The 20,219-nt window shown below is 71.0% G+C and carries 21 protein-coding genes; 11 read left to right on the top strand and 10 right to left on the bottom strand.

The annotated features are described in order from the left end of the window. Positions 1-17: 17 nt before the first annotated feature. Positions 18-953, bottom strand: coding sequence for an SDR family NAD(P)-dependent oxidoreductase (locus ACFYZA_RS17995; RefSeq protein WP_382599087.1), 936 nt, complete (start codon positions 951-953; stop codon positions 18-20). 38 nt (positions 954-991) lie between these two features. Next, complete coding sequence (locus tag ACFYZA_RS17990; RefSeq protein WP_382599086.1) at positions 992-1,384, bottom strand: putative quinol monooxygenase; 393 nt, start codon at positions 1,382-1,384, stop codon at positions 992-994. A gap of 248 nt (positions 1,385-1,632) precedes the next feature. Between ACFYZA_RS17990 and ACFYZA_RS17985 the strand changes: the two genes are divergently transcribed. Next, positions 1,633-2,565: an NADP-dependent oxidoreductase gene (locus ACFYZA_RS17985; protein ID WP_388491418.1), complete on the top strand. Its 933-nt coding sequence runs from the start codon at positions 1,633-1,635 to the stop codon at positions 2,563-2,565. 16 nt (positions 2,566-2,581) lie between these two features. Here the strand turns inward: ACFYZA_RS17985 and ACFYZA_RS17980 are convergent, their stop codons facing one another. After that, positions 2,582-3,493, bottom strand: a complete 912-nt coding sequence (locus ACFYZA_RS17980) for a LysR substrate-binding domain-containing protein (RefSeq protein ID WP_388491415.1) — start codon at positions 3,491-3,493, stop codon at positions 2,582-2,584. 143 nt (positions 3,494-3,636) lie between these two features. Between ACFYZA_RS17980 and ACFYZA_RS17975 the strand changes: the two genes are divergently transcribed. From ACFYZA_RS17975 to ACFYZA_RS17940, 8 genes are all read left to right on the top strand, one after another. Continuing rightward, positions 3,637-4,353: an SDR family oxidoreductase gene (locus ACFYZA_RS17975; RefSeq protein ID WP_388491413.1), complete on the top strand. Its 717-nt coding sequence runs from the start codon at positions 3,637-3,639 to the stop codon at positions 4,351-4,353. Positions 4,354-4,430: 77 nt separating this feature from the next. Further along, on the top strand, positions 4,431-4,970 hold the full coding sequence (locus ACFYZA_RS17970; RefSeq protein WP_388491411.1) for a pyridoxamine 5'-phosphate oxidase family protein: 540 nt from the start codon (positions 4,431-4,433) through the stop codon (positions 4,968-4,970). Positions 4,971-5,184: 214 nt separating this feature from the next. Beyond that, complete coding sequence (locus tag ACFYZA_RS17965; RefSeq protein WP_382599076.1) at positions 5,185-5,580, top strand: carboxymuconolactone decarboxylase family protein; 396 nt, start codon at positions 5,185-5,187, stop codon at positions 5,578-5,580. A 170-nt stretch (positions 5,581-5,750) separates the two neighbouring features. Continuing rightward, positions 5,751-6,950: an acyltransferase family protein gene (locus ACFYZA_RS17960; RefSeq protein WP_382599074.1), complete on the top strand. Its 1,200-nt coding sequence runs from the start codon at positions 5,751-5,753 to the stop codon at positions 6,948-6,950. Between the two features lie 46 nt (positions 6,951-6,996). Continuing rightward, a complete protein-coding gene (locus ACFYZA_RS17955; RefSeq protein WP_382599072.1) occupies positions 6,997-8,463 on the top strand; it encodes an MFS transporter in 1,467 nt (488 codons plus the stop codon). A gap of 127 nt (positions 8,464-8,590) precedes the next feature. Further along, positions 8,591-9,517 carry an NADP-dependent oxidoreductase gene (locus tag ACFYZA_RS17950; protein ID WP_388491409.1) on the top strand — a complete coding sequence of 309 codons (927 nt, stop codon included), beginning with the start codon at positions 8,591-8,593 and terminating at the stop codon, positions 9,515-9,517. 104 nt (positions 9,518-9,621) lie between these two features. Next, positions 9,622-10,476: a thioesterase II family protein gene (locus tag ACFYZA_RS17945; RefSeq protein WP_388491406.1), complete on the top strand. Its 855-nt coding sequence runs from the start codon at positions 9,622-9,624 to the stop codon at positions 10,474-10,476. A 628-nt stretch (positions 10,477-11,104) separates the two neighbouring features. Beyond that, positions 11,105-11,779, top strand: coding sequence for an HAD family hydrolase (locus tag ACFYZA_RS17940; protein WP_388491404.1), 675 nt, complete (start codon positions 11,105-11,107; stop codon positions 11,777-11,779). Positions 11,780-11,835: 56 nt separating this feature from the next. Here the strand turns inward: ACFYZA_RS17940 and ACFYZA_RS17935 are convergent, their stop codons facing one another. Both ACFYZA_RS17935 and ACFYZA_RS17930 read right to left on the bottom strand, forming a co-directional pair. Beyond that, positions 11,836-12,495, bottom strand: a complete 660-nt coding sequence (locus ACFYZA_RS17935) for a TetR family transcriptional regulator (RefSeq protein ID WP_388491402.1) — start codon at positions 12,493-12,495, stop codon at positions 11,836-11,838. A gap of 283 nt (positions 12,496-12,778) precedes the next feature. After that, positions 12,779-13,399, bottom strand: coding sequence for a ScbR family autoregulator-binding transcription factor (locus ACFYZA_RS17930; protein ID WP_388491399.1), 621 nt, complete (start codon positions 13,397-13,399; stop codon positions 12,779-12,781). A 154-nt stretch (positions 13,400-13,553) separates the two neighbouring features. On the opposite strand from ACFYZA_RS17930, the gene ACFYZA_RS17925 reads away from it, so the two are divergent. Next, on the top strand, positions 13,554-14,618 hold the full coding sequence (locus ACFYZA_RS17925) for a ScbA/BarX family gamma-butyrolactone biosynthesis protein (protein ID WP_388491396.1): 1,065 nt from the start codon (positions 13,554-13,556) through the stop codon (positions 14,616-14,618). Positions 14,619-14,743: 125 nt separating this feature from the next. After that, on the top strand, positions 14,744-15,775 hold the full coding sequence (locus tag ACFYZA_RS17920; RefSeq protein WP_388491393.1) for an oxidoreductase: 1,032 nt from the start codon (positions 14,744-14,746) through the stop codon (positions 15,773-15,775). 15 nt (positions 15,776-15,790) lie between these two features. Here the strand turns inward: ACFYZA_RS17920 and ACFYZA_RS17915 are convergent, their stop codons facing one another. The 5 genes from ACFYZA_RS17915 to ACFYZA_RS17895 all read right to left on the bottom strand — a co-directional run bounded on the left by ACFYZA_RS17915 (position 15,791) and on the right by ACFYZA_RS17895 (position 20,201). Further along, positions 15,791-16,669 (bottom strand): immunity 49 family protein, encoded by an 879-nt coding sequence (locus tag ACFYZA_RS17915; protein WP_388491390.1) that lies wholly within the window; start codon positions 16,667-16,669, stop codon positions 15,791-15,793. Between the two features lie 96 nt (positions 16,670-16,765). Further along, on the bottom strand, positions 16,766-17,053 hold the full coding sequence (locus ACFYZA_RS17910; RefSeq protein ID WP_382582531.1) for a hypothetical protein: 288 nt from the start codon (positions 17,051-17,053) through the stop codon (positions 16,766-16,768). Between the two features lie 10 nt (positions 17,054-17,063). Further along, a complete protein-coding gene (locus ACFYZA_RS17905) occupies positions 17,064-19,400 on the bottom strand; it encodes a hypothetical protein (protein WP_388491388.1) in 2,337 nt (778 codons plus the stop codon). After that, positions 19,397-19,825, bottom strand: a complete 429-nt coding sequence (locus ACFYZA_RS17900) for a DUF6507 family protein (RefSeq protein WP_382582525.1) — start codon at positions 19,823-19,825, stop codon at positions 19,397-19,399. The genes ACFYZA_RS17905 and ACFYZA_RS17900 overlap by 4 nt, the downstream gene beginning before the upstream one ends. Before the next feature lie 64 nt (positions 19,826-19,889). Then, entirely contained in the window at positions 19,890-20,201 is a 312-nt protein-coding gene (locus ACFYZA_RS17895; protein WP_161245533.1) for a pore-forming ESAT-6 family protein, read from the bottom strand. Between the last annotated feature and the right edge of the window lie 18 nt (positions 20,202-20,219).

Raw genomic sequence — 20,219 nt, 5'->3', positions numbered from 1 at the left:
GGCGCGCGGGCGTCGGCTCAGCCCCGCACGGTGGCGCGCAGCACGGTCGGCGCGCCGGACATCCGGAAGTTCACCGGCCCCAACGAGGCGCCCACCGAAGGGAGTTGTCCCTCGAAGGTGTACGGGCAGACCCCGGCGGGCACCTCGACGCGGCCGAGCAGCTGGTCGGTGACCTTGCGCAGCTTCCCGAGGAACTGGCGGTCGTACGCCTCCGACAGGGCCCGGCCCGGGAAGAAGCCGTCGAAGTACTCGCCCGTGACGTGTTCCATGCCCGGGTCGGTGATCAGACGCAGCGTGGGCGCCGCGCCCTGTTCGACGGTGGCCAGCGGCTGGATGCGGCTCTCGCGCACCATGCCGGTGTCCATGAAGCCCGCCGGGTGCAGGCAGTTGACGCTGATGCCGCTGCCGCGCAGCTCCTCGGCGAGGTCGAAGGTGAAGGCGACCAGCGCGAGCTTGGAGCGCCGATAGGCCACCACACCGCGGTAGTTGTCGTAGAAGGTGGCCTCGGCCGGATCGAATGGCGCCTGGCCCACGGAGCCGATGTTGACGACGCGGGCCGGGGCCGTGCGCGCCAGCAGCGGAAGCAGTGAGCGGGTGAGCGCCACCGGGGCGAGGTAGTTCACGGCGAACCGGAGCTCGTGCCCGTCCCGGCTCGTCTGCCTGGCCTCGCCGGGCGGGCCGAAGCCCACGGCGGCGTTGTTGACCAGGACGTCGAGCCGGGACGTGGCGGCACGGACCTGTTCGGCCAGGTACTCCACCTCGGCGAGCGAGGACAGATCGGCCGTGCACGGGATGGCGAGCGTGCCCAGTTCCGCGGCGAGCCGGCGGACCCGCTCGGGGTCCCGCCCGTGCACCAGCACGCGCCGGCCGCCGGCCACCAGCTCGTGCGCCAGGTGGCGGCCGAGCCCGGCGGTGGCTCCGGTGATCAGAACGGTAGGCGTGTTGTCGGTCATGTCCTGCTCCATCGAAGGGGGGCGGGGGCCGGTGCGCCTCAGATGCCGCGCGGCGGGTGGTTGACGTTGGGGATGGAGAAGTTGTTGACGTAGATGTTCGGCCCGTCGATCTTGTTGCGGGCCACCATCTCCAGGAACTCCTGGGCCGGGGCGTTGTTCTGGTGCTGGAGGTAGGACGCCTCGTCGGTGAACGTCGCCTGGAACACCACCCGCGTGGGGTCGTCCTGGTCCGGAACGATGTGGTAGCTGATCGTTCCCTCTTCGTCCCGCAGCGAGAGGTATGCCTCGCGCTGGGCGCCCTCCAGGAATTCGTCGCGGTGCTCGGCGGCTATGTTCTCGAAGCTTGCGACGACGGTCAGAATGATTCCGTCGTCGCCCTCCGAGCCGAGCGTCGCGGGTGCGGAGGTGGCGACATCCTGCTGAATGGTCACGGCTTTTCTCCCTGAACTCCACTGGTTTCGGCAGGCGTTGAATGTGCTGCCGTCCGACAGGAAATGACAGTAGTGAGCCGCCCTCTCGGAGAGAATTCCCCCATGGGCCCCCGGCCGGGTTTCAAAAGTTGCATCCGGCTACTCCGTCGGAATAGTTCGGGCTTCTCCTGAGGGGTGGAAAGGGAAGGATGCGGGACGTAGCAGTCCCCTGAGTACCCCCAAGTACCGGACACGACAGGAGCATTCGTATGCGAGCGATCGTCCAGCAGGCCTTCGGCGGGCCCGAGGTGCTGACCCTCGGGGAGGCGGAGCGGCCCGTGCCGCTGCCCACCGAGATCCTGGTGCGGGTCAAGGCGATCGGGGTGAACCCGGTCGAGGCCATCATCCGCAGCGGCGCCTTCCCACTGCACGGAGAGCCGCCGTTCATCCTCGGCTGGGACGTCTCGGGCGTCGTCGAGCACGTCGTGCCCGGCACCTCCCGCTTCCAGGAGGGCGACGAGGTCTTCGGCATGCCGCTGTTCCCGCGCGCGGCGGGCGCCTACGCCGAGTTCGTCGCGGCCCCCTCGCGCCACTTCGCCCGCAAGCCGGCCGCGCTGAGCCACGCCCAGGCCGCGGCGATCCCGCTGGCCGGCCTCACCGCCTGGCAGAGCCTGGTCGAGGTCGCCCAAGTGGGGCCGGGACAACGGGTGTTGATCCACGCGGGCGGCGGGGGAGTGGGGCACCTGGCCATCCAGATCGCCAAGGCCCGCGGCGCACACGTCATCACCACGGCGAGCCGGGCCAAGCACGAGTTCCTGCGCGGGCTCGGCGCGGACGAGGTGATCGACTACCGGGCGGTGGACTTCGAGGACGCCGTCAAGGACGTCGACACGGTCCTGGAGCTGATCGGCGGCGACTACGCGGACCGCTCCCTGCGCACCCTGCGCCCCGGCGGCCTTCTCGTCACCGCGATCGCCCGCTCCGACGCGGCCCTGGCCGCCCGCACCCGCGAGGCGGGCTTCCGCTTCGCCGGGGTCTCGGTGGAGCCCGACTACGTGGGCCTGGAGGCGATGGCGGCCCTCGCCGAGCAGGGCCTGCTGCGCCCGTACGTGGGCCGGGCGCTGCCTCTCGAAGAGGCCTCCACCGCGCACGAGCTGATCGAGTCGGGGCACGTCATGGGGAAGGTGGTGCTGGAGCCGTAGGCCGTCTCCGGTCTCCTCAGGCGGGGGCGGGCGTGCGGGCTCCCGCCCACCCCGCCGCCTCGGCCGGACGGGCTCCCGCCCACCCCGCCGCCTCGGCCGTGCGGACGAACGACGCCGTCAGGTCCGAGCGGTCGGTGGCCGCGCGGGCCAGGCAGATCTCCTGCGGAGCGAGGTCGAGCAGGGGTACGTAGCGCACCCCGGGGCGGGTGTAGAAGGCGGCGGCGGACTGCGGGAGCAGGGTGATCCCACAGCCGCGCGCCACCATCTCCAGCTCCTCCTCGACCGGCCCCGCGCTCCACGCGGCCCGCATCAGCGAGGCCTCCCCGCGCACCACGCTCTGCACCCCGCCGGCCCGGCGCAGCAGCGGCTCGCCCGCCAGGTCCGCGCCGGTCAGGGCGGGCGCCGCGGCGAGCCGGTGGCCGGCGGGCAGCACGGCCACCAGGTCCTCGCTGCCCAGCGGGGTCAGCTCGATGCCGTCCCTCGGCACCGGCGCGCGCACGAAGGCGACGTCCACGGCGCCCCGCAGCACCGCCTCGGCCTCGGTGCCGGGCGCGAGCTGGCGTACGTCCACCGTCACCTCCAAGTGGCGCGCCGCGAACTCCGCGGTGATCGCGGCCACCGTCATGCCCCAGCCGAAGCCGACCGTCAGCTGCGACTCGCCGCCCGCCGCCCGGTACATCCGGTGCCGGGCCGCCTGGGCACTCGCGAGCAACTCGCGCGCGTCGTCCAGGAATTGCCGCCCGGCGGCCGTGAGCGCCACCGAACGCCGGTTGCGGGCGAGGAGTTCGAGTCCGATGTCCTGTTCGAGCGAGCGAATCTGCCGACTGAGTACGGGCTGGGCTATGTGCAGCGTCTGGGCGGCCCGGCCGAAATGCAGCAGATCGGCGACGGCCACGAAGTAGCGCACCTTGCGAAGATCGAGGTCCATGTCGTTCTCCTTCCTTCTTGCTTTTCCTTTGGTGCGGTTCGGGTATCACAGGAAGCAACTTAGGTATTGGACGCGGGAGTTGAGCCGCGTGCATTGTTGGCACATCGGAAATCGACTTGCCGAACAATTGGGAAGGTACGGAAATGAGCCTTGCAGGAAAGCGTGTGGTGCTCCTCGGCGGCAGCTCGGGCATCGGGTTCTCGGTCGCCGAACTGGCCGCCGCCGAAGGCGCGCAGGTGGTCATCGCCTCCAGCAGCCAGGACAAGGTCGACCGCGCCCTCAAGCGGCTGCCGGACGACGCCCAGGGCTTCAGCCTGAACGTCACGGACGAGGACGAGGTGCGCCGCTTCTTCGACGGGCTCGGCGCGTTCGACCACCTCGTCTACACCGCCGGCGACCCGCTCCAGATCAAGTCGTTCGACGAGACGGACGTGGCGCAGGCGCAGGAGTTCTTCAAGGTCCGCTACTGGGGCGCGTTCACCGCGGCCCGCTACGGCGCCGCCCACATCCGCGAGGGCGGTTCCATCGTGCTCAGCTCGGGCAGCGCCGGCGCCCGCCCCGCCAAGGGCTGGATGGTCGCCGCCTCCATCACCAGCGCCTCCGAGGCCCTCGGCCGCGCCCTCGCCGTCGAACTCGGCCCGATCCGGGTCAACGTGGTCCGCCCCGGGCCGACCCGCACCGAGCTGTGGGACGGCAGCGTCCCCGAGCCCGAGGAGCTGTACCAGGCACTCGGCGACAAGCTCCTCGTGGGCCGCGTCGGCAAGGTGTCCGAGGTCGCGAGCACCTACGTGTACCTGATGAACAACGGCTTCAGCACGGGCTCCGTGGTCACCGTCGACGGCGGCCACTTCCTGTCCTGAGCACCGGTTCCCCAGACTCCGGCGGCGGCCGATCCCCCGGGCCGCCGCCGGTACCCGTAGAGGAGACGCATTCCCCGATGCGCATCGACCTGGACCACGACCCGGACGGACAGCCCGGTTTTCTGGCGGTGACGGAGTCCATCGGCTCCCTGCTGGACGGCACCCGGCTGCTGTCGATGGCGACCGTCGGCGACGACGGAGCGCCGTGGTCGCACAACGCCTACTTCGCATATGACTTCGACCTCCATCTGTACTGCCTGACACGGCCCGGTTCCGGGCACGTACGGAACCTCGTGAACAGCGCGGGCCGGGTCTCGGTGACCGTCGCTGACACCGCCCAGGCGGGCACGCCCGGCACCCGGCAGGGCCTTCAGCTCCAGGGGCACTGCGCACTGGCCGCAGGCGTCCAACTGGCCCGTGGCAGCGCGGTGTTCGCCGACCGCTTCCCCGCCTTCGCAGGAGCGGCCCGGGCCGCTGCCGTGCCCGATCCGACCGGTTCGGCCCTCAGGCTCTTCGTCTTCACCGCGCGGGACTTCAAGGTCTTCGACGAGCCGGCTTTCGGCACGGACACCTGGATCTCCGGCCGCATCCGCCGCACCGCCGCCGTATCCGCCTGAGTCGTCCCCGCAGGGCCGCCGCTCCAAGAGGGCGGTCCTGAAAGCCGGTTCGAAACGCCCGTCCACCAGCGACCGGCCCTTCATCCGCATCCATCACCGAGAAACACGACGCTATGCGCTGAGCGGTCCGCCGGGTATTCCGATTGCGTGACACCGGAATACCTCCGGCGGCATGCCCGGATGCGTCCCAAGAGGTATTTCCAGGAGGCTCATCATGTCCGTCGACGCCAGCCCCGCGCTCGCCCCGCGCACCGGCGAGGAGGTGTTCCGCGCGCTGGCAGCCGAGGGCGACCGCACGCCGTGGGAGTCCATCGGCGACCTCGCGCCGGGCCTCGGCGCGCACATCCAGCACGGCCTCGGCGCCCTCGTCGGCGACCCGGGGCTCGACCTGCGCACCCGCGAACTCGCCACCGTCTGCATGCTCGCCGCGCTCGGCGACAGCGCCCCCCAGCTGGCCTTCCACACCGCGGGCGCGCTGCGGGCCGGCGCCACCAAGGGCGAGGTCGTCCAGGCCGTCGCGCAGGTCGCCCTGTACGCGGGCATCCCGCGCACCCTGAACGCGCTCGCCACCGTCCGCCCGGTGCTCGACGCCCACCCCGACGCCGCGTAGCGGGCCGCCGCGCCCCGGTCGTACCACTTTCGACACAAGGGGGCGCACCCAAAGCGGAATTCCCGCGCGATGGTGGCGCCACTAGCGTCGAAAGGGCGCCGGGAAAGCACAGCAACTGCACTTACGTAAGGCAATGCGCCTGGAGAAAAGGAAAGCAGGAATTGATCGCCGTGACCACGTCCGTCGCGCCACCCAGCAGAGACAGACTTCCCTCGCTCACCGGTCTGCGCACCGTCGCCGCCCTGATGGTCTTCGCGTTCCACATCTACGCCGTCGCCATCTTCGCCTCGCCCACGGTCAACAAGTGGATGTCGCACTCGGCGAGCCAGGGCGGCGTCGGGGTGACCTTCTTCTTCATCCTCAGCGGCTTCCTGCTCACCTGGACCGCCCGCAAGTACGACCCGGCCCGGAGCTTCTGGCGCCGCCGTGCGGTGAAGATCATCCCCAACCACCTGGTGACGTGGGCCGCCGCGTTCGTCTTCCTGTCGCTGAGCGGACTGACGCTCACCGGTCACTTCGGCGGCATCGGCCTCGACTCGCTGCCCAACCTGTTCATGATCCAGGACTGGTTCCCGCGCGGCGGCGTGTTCTTCAGCATGAACATCCCCAGCTGGTCGCTGGGTTGTGAGGCGTTCTTCTACCTCATGTTCCCGGCGACCCTGTGGGCCGTGCGGCGCATCCGGCCGCAACTCCTGTGGCCCACGGCCGTGTTGCTCGTCGGCCTGGTCTGGCTGATGCCGGTGCTCGCCAACACCTTCTTCCACGGCGGACCCCTGGTGCCGGGCCTGCCGGTGTCCGAGGACCGCATGTGGTTCGTCTACACCCTGCCGCCGGTCCGCATGCTGGAGTTCGTCCTCGGCATCGTCCTCGCGCTGATCGTCGAGTCCGGCCGCTGGCCGCGCATCGGCCTGGGAGCCGCCACCGTCCTGTCCCTGGCCGGCTACATCGGCTCCTCGTACCTGCCCTACCTGTTCGGCCTGGTCGCCGGGGCGGTCATCCCGCTGGCGCTGCTGATCCCCACGGCCGCCGTCGCCGACATCCAGGGCAAGGCCTCCCCGTGGCGCGGCCGGACCATGGTCTGGCTCGGCAACGTGTCGTTCGCCTTCTACATGGTTCACCAGCTCGTCATGCGCTGGGTGCACTACGCGCTCGGCGCCACCCGCTCCTGGGACACCCCCCAGGCGATCGGCGTCACCGCGCTGATCCTCGCGCTCTCCCTGCTCGCCGCGACGGTCCTGTACTACGCCGTCGAGATGCCGCTGGTCCGGCTCCTGAGCCGGCCGCGCCGCCCGGCGCCCGCCGCGCCGCCCGTCCCCGCTCCCACGGACGAGGTGGAGGTGGCACGCCCCTCGCTCACCCTCCAGCGATGAATCCCCCCACTGCCGTCACCGCAGCCCGTTCCGTGTAGGAGTTCGCATGTCCGCAACCGTCAGTGAAACGCCGACCATCGCATCGGTGGCCGACCCGCCCCAGCTCCGTATGACGTCCCGTCAGCGGCTGATCCTCGTCCTGCTCCTCGGCTCGCAGTTCATGCTCGCCGCCGACTTCTCGATCCTCAACGTCGCGCTGCCCGACATCGGCACCGGCCTCGGCTTCTCGATCGGCTCGCTCCAGTGGGTGACCACCGCGTTCGCGCTCGCCGCGGCCGGGTTCACGCTCCTGTTCGGCCGCGTCGCCGACCTGTTCGGCCGGCGTCGGCTCTTCCTGACCGGCATGGGCATGCTCACCCTTGCCTCGCTGGTCGGCGGCCTCGCCACCTCGCCCGAGATGCTGCTCGTCGGCCGCGTCGCCCAGGGCCTGGCCACCGCCATCGTCACCCCGGCGGCCCTGTCGCTGCTCACCACCACGTTCTCCGAGGGCCCGCTGCGCGCCAAGGCGCTCGGCCTCAACGGTGCCATGCTGTCGGCCGGCTTCATCACCGGCGCCGTCCTCGGCGGTGTCCTGACCGACCTGCTGAGCTGGCGCTGGACCTTCTTCATCAACGTGCCGGTCGGCGCGGCCGTGTTCTTCATCGGCCTGTCCGTCATCCAGGAGAGCCGCGGCTCGCGTACCGCCAAGCTGGACGTCCCCGGCGCCGTCACCGTCTCCGCCGGTCTGCTCGCCCTGGTCTACGGCATCAGCACCGCCCAGGAGAAGGGCTGGACCAGCGCCGCCACCCTCGTCCCGCTGATCGCGGGCATCGCCCTGCTCGCCCTGTTCTGGGCCATCGAGCTGCGCACCGCCCAGCCGCTGGTCTCGGTACGGGTGGTCAGGCGCCGCACCGTCCGCTGGGGCAACTTCGCGGGCATCGTCACCTTCACCATGGCGAGCAGCCTCACCTTCCTGATGACGCTCTACCTCCAGCGCGTCCTCGGCTACTCCCCGCTCGTCACCGGCCTGACCTTCGGCCTGCTCGGCGCCGCGGCCTTCGTCGGCGGCACCGTCGCCCCGCGCCTCATCGGCAAGGTGGGCGGCCCCGGAGGCCTGGTCGTCGGCCTCACCATCCAGGCGTCGGCCAGCTTCATGTTGTTCTTCGTCGGCGACACCAAGAGCTGGATCACCCTGGTCCTGGTCGGCACCGCCGTCTCCGGCTACGGCCACATCACCGCGGTGGTCTCCTACATGGTGACCGCGACCTCGGGCCTCCCGGACGAGGAGCAGGGCCTGGCCACCGGCCTCACCACCCTGACCCAGCAGGTCGGCCTGACCCTGGGCGTCCCGGTCCTCAGCACCATCGCCACCGCCCACGCCGGCGAACCGCACCCCGGCAGGACCGACGCGCAGGTCGTCCTCGACGGCGTACGCACCGCGACGCTGGTCAACGGCGGCGTGCTGCTCGCCGGAATGATCCTGCTCGCCGTGTTCTTCCTGCCGAAGTCGCGCCGGGCGACGGCCGACGCGTAACCGGCTTCACGGCGCGGGGCCGGCCCGCCCCCCGGCCCCGCACCCCGGCCCCGCACCCCGGCGTCAGCCTCGCGGGCAGCCCGCACACAAGCATCCCAACCACCCGCACCAGAAAGGTATTTGACCCATGCGCGCAATCGTCGTGAAGGCCTTCGGAGAGCCGGACGTTCTGGAGGTCGCCGAGGTGGCGGTCCCCGAGCCCGGCGCGGGCCAGGTACGCATCCGGGTACGGGCCGCCACGGTCAACCCGGTGGACGTGGCCACCCGGGCCGGGGCCCTCGCCCCCTTCCTGCCGGAGCTCGACCAGTACCCGCTCGGCTGGGACGTGGCCGGCACCGTCGACGCGCTCGGTGAGGGCGTCGACGACTTCGAGGCGGGCGAGGCCGTGGTCGGCCTGTCCGACTGGTTCGCCACGATGGCCGGCGCCCAGGCCGAGTACATCGTCCTGAACGCCTCCGCCGTGGCCATCGCCCCCAGCGGCGTCCCGGCCACCGAGGCGGCCACCCTGCCGCTCAACGGGCTCACCGCGCTCCAGGCGCTCGACCTCCTCGGCCTCTCCGAGGGCCAGAGCCTGGTCGTGACGGGCGCGGCGGGCGCGGTCGGCGGCTACGCCCTCCAGCTCGCCGCGCGCCGAGGCCTCAAGGTCTACGGCGTCGCGGGCCCCGAGGACCGCGAGTTCGTCACCGCAGCGGGCGCCACGTTCATCGGCCGTACGGAGAACCTGTCCGAGGCGGTCCGGGCGGCGCTGCCCGCCGGTGCGGACGGCGTCCTGGACACGGCGGTCCTCGGCGCGGCCGCGCTGGCCGCGGTCCGCGACGGCGGCGCGTACACCGGGGTGTTCGGCCCGGCCGCCCCGGAGCCCGAGCGCGGCATCCGCGTCGACGCGGTCTCGGTGCAGAGCAACGCCGACCAGCTCGCCGAGCTGGTGTTCCTGGTCGAGTCCGGTGCGCTGACGCTGCGCGTGGCCCGCACCTTCGGCTTCGACGAGGCCGCCGAGGCGCACGCCCAGTTCGCCAAGGGCGGCACGCGCGGGCGGCTGGTGCTGGTGCCCTAGGCGCCCCCCTGGTCGGTGCGGCGGGGCGAGCGGCGGCGGCCGTTCGCTTCGCCGCACCTCGGTACGGAGCGGTCGGCGGGAGCGGTTGGGGGAGGCGGGGGAAGATGGAAGCAGTGGGACACCCGGAGCGGCCGGGCCTGTCGGGCCTGCCGGGACCGGCGGGGCAGCCGGGAGAAGTACTCGGCGCTTACTTCGACCAGCGCGCGCTTTCCGTGGTGATACCCCGGCCGGTGGCCGACCCGGCGATGCGGATCTTCCTGCTGCACCACGCGGCGGGTTCGCACCGGGTGTTCGCCGACTGGGTGCAGCACTTCCCGGTCGACTGGGAGGTCTGCCTCCTGGAGGCACCGGGGCGCCGGCGGCTGAGCGGCCTGCCCGCCCTCCAGGACGCGCGTGCGCTCGCGGCGTACTTCGCGGAGGCGATCACGCCGAGCCTGGACCGCCCCTACGCCCTCTTCGGCCACAGCATGGGCGCGGCGGTGGCGTACGAACTCACGTACAAGCTCGCCGAGTTGGGCGCTCGCATGCCGAGCTGGCTGGGGGTGTCCGCCTGCCGGGCCCCGCTGCTGGCGGCGGAGTCCTGGCGGGGCCGGCCGGTACACAGCCTGCCGGACGTCGAGCTGCGGACGGTTCTCGCGGAGATGGGCGGGATGCCGGAGCGCGCGCTGTCCGACGACGACGTGTGGCGACGGATCGCTCCGCGTGTGCGGGACGACTTCCGCCTGGCGGAGGGGTGGCGTCCGAGGGTGGCACGTGTGCCGGTGGGGCTGTCGCTGTTCGGGGGTGCGGACGATCCGGTCGTCTCGCCCAGGCAGCTGGTCGCGTGGTCCGAGGCGACGACACGGCCGGCCGGCCGGCACCTCTACAGGGGTGGGCACTTCTATTTCCTGGGCCGGGCGGGGGAGATAGTCCCCCGCCTGGTCTCAGAGGCCCGCCGCTATGGCGCCCCGTCGCGGTGATGTCCGCTTGCCCCCAACTCCCTTTTGTCCGGAGCTTTGTCCGGAGCCATTCGGTGCGGTCCTGCCACGGGCGCGCCGTAGCGCGGGGGAGGGGTTCGTGCGCACGGCTGCGGGCCGTGGGGGCCGTTCGCGCAGTTCCCCGCGCCCCCAACCCCGTTTTGGCCTGCGGGCCGTGGGGGGCTGCTCGCGCAGTTCCCCGCGCCCCCAACCCCGTTTTCGTCCTCGCGCCGTGCGTGGTTGCTCGCGCAGTTCCTCGCGCCCCTAACCTCGTTTTCGTCCTCGGGCCGTGGGGGGCTGGTCGCGCAGTTCCTCGCGCCCCTGAAGGCTCGGTGTTGGCCAGCGCAGGCATCTTCAGCCCGTCCGGCGTTTGAGGACGAGCGCCGTTCAGGCGCGATACGGGGGTGCAGGGGGCGGAGCCCCCGCAGGGGGTCTGGGGCGGAGCCCCAGGGGCCGGAACCCAACCAACTCCGGGTGACGGGCGGGTGGGTGGGCAACCCCCTCCGGGGGTTTTGCTCCGCGTTGATTGCCCCTTGGCCCACGCCACACCCCCCGTACCACCCCCTGGAACCGGGGTTCCCAGCCAAACCCCCGCAGCCGATGATCTGGCCCCGCCATCGAGGAAGGCCCCATGCCCCAACACCCCACCCCCGCAACCGCGTTCTTCGACGTCGACGAGACCCTCGTAACCCAGAAGACCCTCTTCGACTTCCTCCGCTTCCACTACGAAGCCACCGGCCACCCCCCAACCGCCTACACCCGGGCCCGCGCAGCCCTCACGCGCATGCGCGACGCCGGCGCTCCCCGCGAACAGGCGAACCGTGCCTACTACGGGCTGTACGCCGGCGCCTCCGAGGAGGAACTCGCCGAGCAGGGACAGGCCTGGTTCCAGGCGCGGTTGAGCACCGGCGGCTTCTTCCATCCCCCCGGCGTCGCCGCCCTGCGCGGACACCAGCACGCCGGCCACGCCACGGTGCTGGTGTCGGGATCCTTCTTCCCGTGCCTGGGTCCCATCGCCCAACACCTCGGTGCGGACGACGTGTTCGGCACGTCCCCGCTCGTCATGGACGGTCGCCTCACCGGCGAGGTCGTACGCCCCATGATCGGCGAGGCGAAGGCGGACGTCGCCCTGGCGTGGGCGGCCGGGCACGGCGTGGACCCGGCGGACTGCTTCGCGTACGGGGACCACTCCTCGGACCTGCAACTTCTGCGCGCGGTGGGCCACCCCGTGGTCGTCGGCGACGACCCGGCCCTGCGGGCCCACGTGACCGAGGCGGGCGGCCGCACGCTGCCAGGGGTGTCCTAGCCCCTTACCGCGGCGCGTTCCGCGACCGGCCTCAACCATCGCCTAAATCACCAGCCTCAACCATCGCCTAAATCAGGGGACTTGACCGATAGGGGGTTCGGCGAAGCCGAAGGCATCCGCCCCTCCCGCCCACCCCCAAGCATCGAATGCACCAGCTCCCACACCCGATCGAGCCACGGCTCGAAGGGGTCCTCGCGGGTCAGCGCCGACGCGGCCGCCGACTGTGCACCCAGGATCACCGAGACCAGCAGCTGGGCGATGACCTCGGCGCAGTACGCGGATGTCACCGTGCCCTCCGCCTGCCCACGCCGCACCCCGGCCACGACGGCCTGACGCACCTCGCGCAGCAGTCCCCCGGCCCCGGTCCCGGCCAGCAGCTCGTCGTTCGCCAGGCGGAACGCGGCCCGCAGCCGGGTGTCCTCACGCAGTGCGTGCGCGAGGCCGACCGTGAGCGTCCGCAGCGCGGCCGCCGGAGGGGTGCCGGGTCGCTCGGCGTCCCTGAGGAGCCGGGTCCAGTGCTGGGAGCCCGCGGCGACGAGAGCGGCGGCGAGCTTCTCCTTCGAGGGGAAGTGCCCGTAGAGCGCGCCCTTGGTCATTCCGGTGTGCGCGGCGACGGTCTGTACGGCGGCGTCGGCGTACCCGTGACGGGCGAACTCCTGGGCCGCCGCGTCCAGCACCTGCTCCCGGGTGCGCCGGGACCGCTCCTGCTGGTTCATCTGCCACCCTCCGGTGAGCTGCGCACTTTCCGAGAAAGATACCCTCTGGAAGGAATCTTTTTAAGATCGAAAAGTTGCCACTTCCGATACATCCGGTGGAAGGGTGCGGGTGCGCCGGGCACGCGCGGGCGCGCCGACCGCGCACGGGTACGCCGAGCACGTACAGGCGCCGTCGGCCGACCCGGGACAACGATGTCCTCACGCGTGCGCCAACTCGGCTGTGAGAAAGCCCCATTGGAAGCCCGGGGCAACTCGCGCGACCGGCCGAAGGCGATCGGCTTCCTCAGCCGGGCAGACCCGGCAGCACCGTGGCCAGGATCTCCTCCACCCGCTGGGTGATGTCCGCCCGGTTGTTCATCACCCACGACATGTGCTGAGCGCCGAAGAAGGCCGAAACCAGCACCCTGCCGATCACCTCGGGGTCGCTCCCGGCCGGCAGCGCCCCCTCCGTCGCGGCCGCCCGCAGCAGCCCCGTGACGATCTCGGTGTAGCCGAGGAACGGCGTCGGCAGGTCCGCGTCGATCAGTGACTGCTCGATCTGCAGCCGAGCCCCGGCCCGGATGACCTGGTCGTCACGGAACATCACACCCGTACGCGTCAGGAGCTCGCACACCGCGGCCCCGGGGGGCAGGGCCTGGTCCTCGACCTCCTGCGCCATGACCCGCAGGCGTACGTAGAACTCCTCGGTCACGGCCGCCGCGAGCGCGTTCTTGTTGGCGAAGTGGAAGTACACCGCGCCCTTCGTCGCGCCCATCAGCTCGGCGACGTCGAGGATGGTGGTCGCCGGATACCCCTTGTCCGCGAAAGCGCGTGCCGCCGCGTCCAGGATCAGGGTGCGGGTCCGGATCGCGCGCTCCTGCTTGAGGTCGGTGGCGGCGGGTTTCTGGCGGGCCCTTGTGCTCATGCCCAGTCCCTTCTGTTCGCTGTGCGGTGCCTGGCGCCATGGATCCGCGCCGAGAAGGCTTTCCCACAATACCTTCTTGAAGGTATGTTCTTGGAAGGCCTGCGGTGCGGATTGCCGCGCTCTGGCTTGTTCACTCACTTCATTGGGGGATTTTGTGAGGCAGACGTCCATCGCGCCAAAACCGGTCCTGGACCTGGCGGCGCCGGTCCTGAACAGCCCGTACGACCCCGACGGCGAGCCCGCGCTCTCCTTCCAGCAGCCCGTGCCCCGGCACCTGGTCCACCGGGCCTCGGTGGCCGAGGTGCTGCTCACCGACAGCGTCCGGCTCGACGATTCGCGCTTCCTGGTCGCCGCCCAGTGGCCGCGCGACCACGCGCTCCACAACCCCGACGCGACGGGCCGCACCGATCCGCTGCTGTTCGCGGAGACGATCCGGCAGATGTTCGTCTACCTGCCGCACACCTACTTCGGAGTACCGCTGACGCACCGCTTCATCGGTGACCGGCTGAATTTCGACCTGGACGACGCCGCGCCGCTCAGGGTCGGCGCGGCCCCGCTCAACGTGGTGCTCGAAGCCGAGTGGAGGTGGGAGGGCAACCGGCCGCCGAACCGGTACGGGATGCGCCTCGACGTGGCGCTGACCATCGACGGCAAGGTGTACGGGCGCGGCATGATCAGCGGGATCGCCGTCGACGAGCGCCGCTACTCGCTGCTGCGCCGCCGGAAGGCCGACGAGCTCGCCGCGGGCGACGCGGTCCGTCGCCTGCCGGTGGCGCCGGCCGCGGTCGGCCGGCTCCGCGACAAGGACTGCGTCCTGGCCCAGGGCTTCCTCAACGGTGGTGCACGGGACGGCAGTTGGTGGCTCCGGGTCAACACCGACCACCCCATCTTCTTCGATCACCCCAGCGACCACGTGCCGCTGATGGTCGCGATGGAGGGCGCCCGCCAGCTCGGACATGTGCTGGTCCACGAGGGCAACCCGGGCGCCCCGCTGGCCCTGGTCTCGGCGCAGGTCGAGTGCCTCGCGTTCGGTGAACTGGACGTGCCCACGCGGCTGGTGGTCGAGGAGGCCGACGAGCCGACCGGCGACCCGTCGCTGCGCCGGCTGCGCGTCGGCGCCTACCAGAACGGCCGCCCCTTCGTCACCGTCACCACCCTGTGGTCGCGTCCCGTCGTGCCCCGGCTCGCCTTCATTCCGCAGCAGGGAGTACGGGTATGACGCTGAGCACTCCCGAAGTCGAGAGACCGAGCACGCAGCAACTTCCGCTACTGGCACCCCCATTGGTGGCCACAGCCCGCTCGGCGGCAGCACGCGGCGCCGAATTGGCCGAGACAGAAAGGAAGTTGAGCCCCGAGACGGTCGCGGCGCTCACCCTGGCCGGGTTCCCCGCCTACTTCGTGCCGAGGCGCTGGGGCGGTACGGAGGGCGACTTCGCAACACTGCTGGCTGCCGTCGCCGAGGTGGGCGAGGCGTGCGCGTCGGCCGCCTGGTGCGCCGGCCTCTGGGCCGCGCACAGCCGGTTCGGGGCGTACCTGCCGCTGGAGGGTCAGCGCGACCTGTGGGGTGCCTCGCCGAACGTACGGATCTCGACGGGCCTGGCGCCGCACCGGGCCCGCGCGGCGCGCACCGCGAACGGCGACTGGTCGGTGAGCGGTGAGTGGGACTGCGTCAGCGGCATCGACAGTGCCCAGTGGGTGCTGCTCGCGGCCACCGTGTCGGAGGGCGCCGAGGAGCAGGGCGCGGTGCGCGTCTTCGCCGTGCCGTACGCGGACGTCGAGGTGGTCGACTCCTGGCGCAGCACCGGGTTGTGCGGAACGGGCAGCAACTCCGTTGTCCTGAAGCCCACTTCGGTGCCGGGCCGGCGTTCGTTCGTCCTCGCCGACATGCTGGCCGGACGGGCGGGCGAGGGCGCGTCACGCTGCCATGGCGTCCCCGCGCAGCTGGTCGGCGGGCTGATCTTCAGCGCGCCCGCCGTGGGGGCCGCCCGCGCCGCCCTGCACGCCTGGACCGGCTGGGCGGCCCCGAAGGCCGCCGAGAGCGATGCCGCTTCCCGTGGCCCCCTCAACCGGTGCCTCGCCCGCTCGTCGGCCGAGATCGAGGCGGCCGTACTGATGCTGGCGGAGGCGGCGCGGCGCGCGGACGCCGAGCCGGTCACCCGGCTCGGCGTCGCCCGCAACCACCGCGACGCGGCGGTCGTGGCGGATCTCCTGGTCACCGCCGTGGAACGGCTCTTCCGCACCGGCGGTCTGCACGCCCGCGACGGCGAGGGCACCCTCCAGCGCTGCTGGCGCGACGTCCACACGGTCGCGTCCCACGCGGTCCTCCAGTTCGAGGAGGCAGCCGCCCACTACGCGGGCGCGGCACTGACCCCGTAGGCCGCACCGGAGTGCCTACGTCGGGAACTCCCCGAGCCAGCTGCGGTCGAGCAGGTTCTCGGGGAGGTACTCCGACTCGACGGTGATCGGCCGTCCGGCGTCGTAGGCGAGGCAGGCCAGGGCGAGGGGGGCGAGGGCGACGGCTCCGTCGAGGTCTTCGCTGCGTTCTTCGTCGGACGTCGTCCAGTAGTCGTGGTGCAGCTCGACAGCCTGGACGAGGGCCTTGTCGAACTCCTCGTCGTCCTGGGTGATGAAGCGGTAGAAGACGTTGAGCGGGGGATAGAGGATCTTGAGCATCAGCTCGCGGCCGACGAACCGGAGGTTCTCCGGGTTGGTGCCGTCGAACGCTGCGACCAGCTTGTCCCCGAGGCCCTCGCCTTCGAGCCAGTACGTCTGGAGCGCCTCGACCCAGGAGTAGATGTACTCCTCGAACTCGGCCTCCGAGCCACGCAGCAACTCCATGGGCACGTTGGCCAGTTGAGTCATCCGGGGCTGGTCACGGCAGATGATGGCGAGCCAGAACGCCTGGAGCCAGGTGCCGGGGTCGGTGAAGTGCGTGGGGCCCCCGAGGCCCGGAACGGTCCGCTTCTCGTGCGCGATCATGCACTCGACCGTGGCCCCCTCGGGCGCCGTGGCGGAGGCGAAGAGCGCGGACCCGGTCTGCATCGCGGCCACCCACGCCTCCCACGTCTCGCTCGCGTTCGCGGTCGGGTCGTGAAGGCAGTGGATGTAGGCGGTGCTGAGCGTCTTGCCGAAGGTGAGGCCGAACATGTGCGGTGACCGCTCGACGCGTTCGATCTCTCGCAGGGTCCGTGCGTCGACCCCCTTGAGCAACTCGGCAGGGTTCTCGCCCGGGTCGTACGGGGTCCGGGAAATCTTGGTCGGGCTGGTCAACTTGGCTCCTATGCCGGGAATTCGCCGAGCCGACCGATGGCGAGCGGCCCGAATCAGGGCAGATTCGCACGAAGTGCGAGTGAAGGCCGACCTCTTCTATTCCGGCGGCGAGGGCTGCTCCGAACCCCCGTCGAAGAGGTAGGTGTAAATCCCCTGGAGGTATTCGTACAGTGTGTCCGAGTCGGGGAATTCGATGTTCGTCAGACGCTCATATTCGGCGACTGTGAGGGACCTTTCGCGCAACAGCTCGTACAGTCCGACCCGCACGTTCTCGACGAAGTTCGCATTGAAGGCCATGAGCGTCGGACGAAGGTAGCCGCTGGTGTCGTAGGCCTGCTCCAGCTGCAGGTATGTCGTGATGAACTTTTGCAGTTCGCCGTTCAAGAGGGCTCCATCAGGGGTGGCGGCCGGGTGCCGGGTTGCTGAACATCGTGTGCAGGTTCCATTTACCGTCGTGGAATCTGTACACCGGCAGAATTGACCCGCCTTCGAAGTCCACGGGCAGGAACTCGCCGTGATCTGCCGGGTTCCGATAGTAGCCGGACAGGCGCTCGTGTCCCTCGGCGCCGAGTACCTGATCAATCGCCGTCGGACCCGGCGGCTCTCCGGTGCGTGCGATCTCGTCGCGGAAATACTGGTCGGCCCGGACCATGTCCTCGGGGTGGTCGAACCTCGTCGCATACGGACCCACGCGGTGCGTACCACCGTGGACGCCGTCCACCGTGGTGCCGGTCAGCGGGTCGACGTTGTTCTCCGATTTGAGCAGCCCGGCGTAGTCGGAGTTCGGCCCGTAGACCACCGGCGCCCCGCCGGCGTTGTGGAGGACGGTTCCCAGGCGATCCTGCAACGCCTGGTCATCGGGGTAGAGGTGGCGTCCGGGAGCGTGCCCCTCCCCGCCCTGGCGATCGTCCAGCGCCTTGATGCGGTCGTCGACGACCTTGGGGTCCAGCGGTGGGTGGCCTCCGGGGTCCGCCGAGGGAGCACTTCCGTCGACACCGCCTCCCGATGACCCGGCGTGCGGTGTGGCAGGGCCCGAGGGGTGGGCCGTTCCCCCGCCGTTGCCGCCGCCACCTCCCTGATGCGTGGCGGAAGAGCCGTGGTGGGCAGGGTCGGTGGGACTTGAGCCGCTGTGCTGGGCGGGCGATCCGTTGCCGGACGAGTGGGAGGCCTCGGGACCTCTGCCGTGGTCGTGAGCCGAACCGCCGGGTGCGTGCCCCGGTGCGTGCCCCGCCCGATCGGGCACCTCCCCGGGACGCGGAGGGCCCCCAGGGTGTCCCGCGGCGCTCTCGCCGGTGTGCGCCCCCGCGAGGACCGGCTCCCTGACGCCCGTCGGGACGGTCTCGCCGACATGCGGCGCGCCCGTCGGGACGGTCTCGCCGACATGCGGCAGCGAGCTCTTGAGGCGGGCGATGTCGTCCGCGCTCAGCTCCACCTTCGCCGCCGACGCCGTGCCGTCCGGCTTGATGACCGAGCCGTCGTCCAGGTTGAGGCGGCTGCCGCCGGGCCACTCGATGTAGTTGCCCTTCACCACGGGCAGATCGGCGTTCTTCACGTAACTGCCGTCGATGTCGAAGCGCCCGCCGCCGGCCAGGACGTCGGCGTAACGGCCGGAGGTGACGTTCTTGAGGTTGCCGAACAGGTCGCCGACCTTGATCACGCCGAATTTGCCGGCCTTGGCGACGTACGTCATCGGGTCGACGACCTTGGCGACCTTGCCGGTGACGGAGAGGACCTTGGCGACGGCCCCGCCCTTGGCCGCGCTGCCCGCGCCGCCCGTGAAGACCGTGGTCAGCACGTTGAAGGTGACGCCGCCGGCCGCGCGCGCCGGGTTCTTGCCCCATTCGTCCCAGGCGACCAGCGCCTTGCCGGTCTCCTTCATCGCCGTACGCGAATCACGCAGCCAGCCCGGGAGGTCCTTGTCGGGGACGGCCCAGTAGGCGGCGGCGAACGGGGTTGCGGTGATCGCGAGGCCGGTCGCCAGCTTCGCGAGACCCGTCCAGGCCTGGCCCGCCTTGTCCCAGCCGTCGGTTCCGACGAGCGTTCCGAGGCCCTTGATGGTGCCCCAGATGCCGTCGACGATGAACCCGTCCCACACGAAGCTCTTCGTCTGCTCCCACAGCCAGCGCAGCCCCGTGTATTCGCGCTCGGCGTGCCCGCCCCAGGGGGTCTCCTCGGCGTGCTTGAGCGCGTCGGCGGAGTAGCCGTACATGCCCGGCTTGTGGCTGCCGTCGTCCACCGACAGTTTGCTGCCGTTGACGAGGGCGGTGATGGCGTCGTGGCACGCGCGCTCGGCGTCCGTGAACGCGGCGACGGTGGCGGCGACGTCGTTCATCAGCCGCTCGTTGTGGTCGATCTTCTTCTGGTCGCGCCGCCAGTGGTCGTCACCCGCGATGCTGTCCGTGAAGGCGAACGCCTCGGTGCGCAGGCTCTTCAACCTGTCGACCAGCGGCTTGACTTGGGACTCGTACGTCGTGAGGGCCGCGGCCGCCTTTTCGAGACCGTCGGCGAAGTCGTCGGACTTCGTCTTCACCGGGAGCGTGGTGGCGAACAGCTGGTCGGCCTCGGGCGCCTGGTAGCAGGCGGACAGGCCCTGGAACTCCTTGTGGACATTGGATCCGCCGTCGCGGAATTCCCCGGCCTGCTTGGTGAGCGCGGCGGCGTCCTTGCCGAGCTGTTCCAGGTTGCCGGTGAACATCGGAATGCCGGCGGGCTCGATGACGTCCTTGCTCACTTGCCGCCCCCGGACTTGTCGGCGGGCGGCTGCGGGACGGGCTTGCCGTCCGGCCCCAACTCCTGGCCCTGGTCGTTGACGACGGGATCCCTCACGGCCTGCTTCTGCTTGTTCGCGGCCATGTCGAGGTCGCCCTTGACGTACTCCGTCGTCGCGTCATACGCACCGTTCAGCGAATGCTCGGTGCGCACCGCGATGTAGCCCAGCTCCTGCGCCTTGTGCTGCATGAACTCGCCGAGCGCGCCGCCGACGGGGCCCATGGGGGCCTCGCCGCAGTACGGGCCGGAGATCGTGCCCGCGCTCGTCGCGGCCGACTTCAGGCTCTCCTGCATCGCCGTTCCGGCCTTCGACATGGCCTCGGCCGCCGTCGCCGTCTTCTTCAGAACGCCCGACACCCCGGCCGGCTTGATGTCCCAACTCGTCATCGCACCACACCCCCGTCCTTCAACTGCCCACTGCGGTACGCCTGTTCAGGGCGAGCCCGTCGCCCTAACCGATGGCGTCGACCGCCGACTTGGCCTTCGAGAGCGTCGAGTGCGCGGTGCCGTCGTTGAGTTCGAGCGTCCCGCGCACCAGGCGGATGATCTCGCGGACCTCGGCCGCGGCCTTGTTCCAGCGCAGCTCCTTGCCGTGGTACTCGTCCGAGACGCCGTCGGCGGTGAACTCGGCCATCGCCGCCTTCACGGCCCGGTCGCGGTCGTTGAGCACCCGCTCCAGATGCCCGACGATCCCGGCGAGACCGCCCTGCACCTCCGTCGAGGCGCCGGTGTCGTAGCTGAGCCGGTCCTGGTTGTGACCCATGTCCCTGATCCCCCGTAC

The organism is Streptomyces sp. NPDC001828 (genome assembly GCF_042892175.1).
Classification (GTDB): Bacteria; Actinomycetota; Actinomycetes; order Streptomycetales; family Streptomycetaceae; genus Streptomyces.
Note: the sequence above shows the minus strand (reverse complement) of the source record. Positions and strands in the feature narration are given on the sequence as shown.

Excerpts from the sequence above, each read along its gene's own strand:
- ACFYZA_RS17950 (WP_388491409.1), top strand. The coding sequence starts at position 8,591 with ATGCGCGCAATCGTCGTGAAGGCCTTCGGAGAGCCGGACGTTCTGGAG.
- ACFYZA_RS17995 (WP_382599087.1), bottom strand. The coding sequence starts at position 953 with ATGACCGACAACACGCCTACCGTTCTGATCACCGGAGCCACCGCCGGG.
- ACFYZA_RS17895 (WP_161245533.1), bottom strand. The coding sequence starts at position 20,201 with ATGGGTCACAACCAGGACCGGCTCAGCTACGACACCGGCGCCTCGACG.
- ACFYZA_RS17930 (WP_388491399.1), bottom strand. The coding sequence starts at position 13,399 with ATGAGCACAAGGGCCCGCCAGAAACCCGCCGCCACCGACCTCAAGCAG.
- ACFYZA_RS17935 (WP_388491402.1), bottom strand. The coding sequence starts at position 12,495 with ATGAACCAGCAGGAGCGGTCCCGGCGCACCCGGGAGCAGGTGCTGGAC.
- ACFYZA_RS17975 (WP_388491413.1), top strand. The coding sequence starts at position 3,637 with ATGAGCCTTGCAGGAAAGCGTGTGGTGCTCCTCGGCGGCAGCTCGGGC.
- ACFYZA_RS17900 (WP_382582525.1), bottom strand. The coding sequence starts at position 19,825 with ATGACGAGTTGGGACATCAAGCCGGCCGGGGTGTCGGGCGTTCTGAAG.
- ACFYZA_RS17965 (WP_382599076.1), top strand. The coding sequence starts at position 5,185 with ATGTCCGTCGACGCCAGCCCCGCGCTCGCCCCGCGCACCGGCGAGGAG.
- ACFYZA_RS17940 (WP_388491404.1), top strand. The coding sequence starts at position 11,105 with ATGCCCCAACACCCCACCCCCGCAACCGCGTTCTTCGACGTCGACGAG.
- ACFYZA_RS17945 (WP_388491406.1), top strand. The coding sequence starts at position 9,622 with ATGGAAGCAGTGGGACACCCGGAGCGGCCGGGCCTGTCGGGCCTGCCG.
- ACFYZA_RS17970 (WP_388491411.1), top strand. The coding sequence starts at position 4,431 with ATGCGCATCGACCTGGACCACGACCCGGACGGACAGCCCGGTTTTCTG.
- ACFYZA_RS17955 (WP_382599072.1), top strand. The coding sequence starts at position 6,997 with ATGTCCGCAACCGTCAGTGAAACGCCGACCATCGCATCGGTGGCCGAC.
- ACFYZA_RS17980 (WP_388491415.1), bottom strand. The coding sequence starts at position 3,493 with ATGGACCTCGATCTTCGCAAGGTGCGCTACTTCGTGGCCGTCGCCGAT.
- ACFYZA_RS17985 (WP_388491418.1), top strand. The coding sequence starts at position 1,633 with ATGCGAGCGATCGTCCAGCAGGCCTTCGGCGGGCCCGAGGTGCTGACC.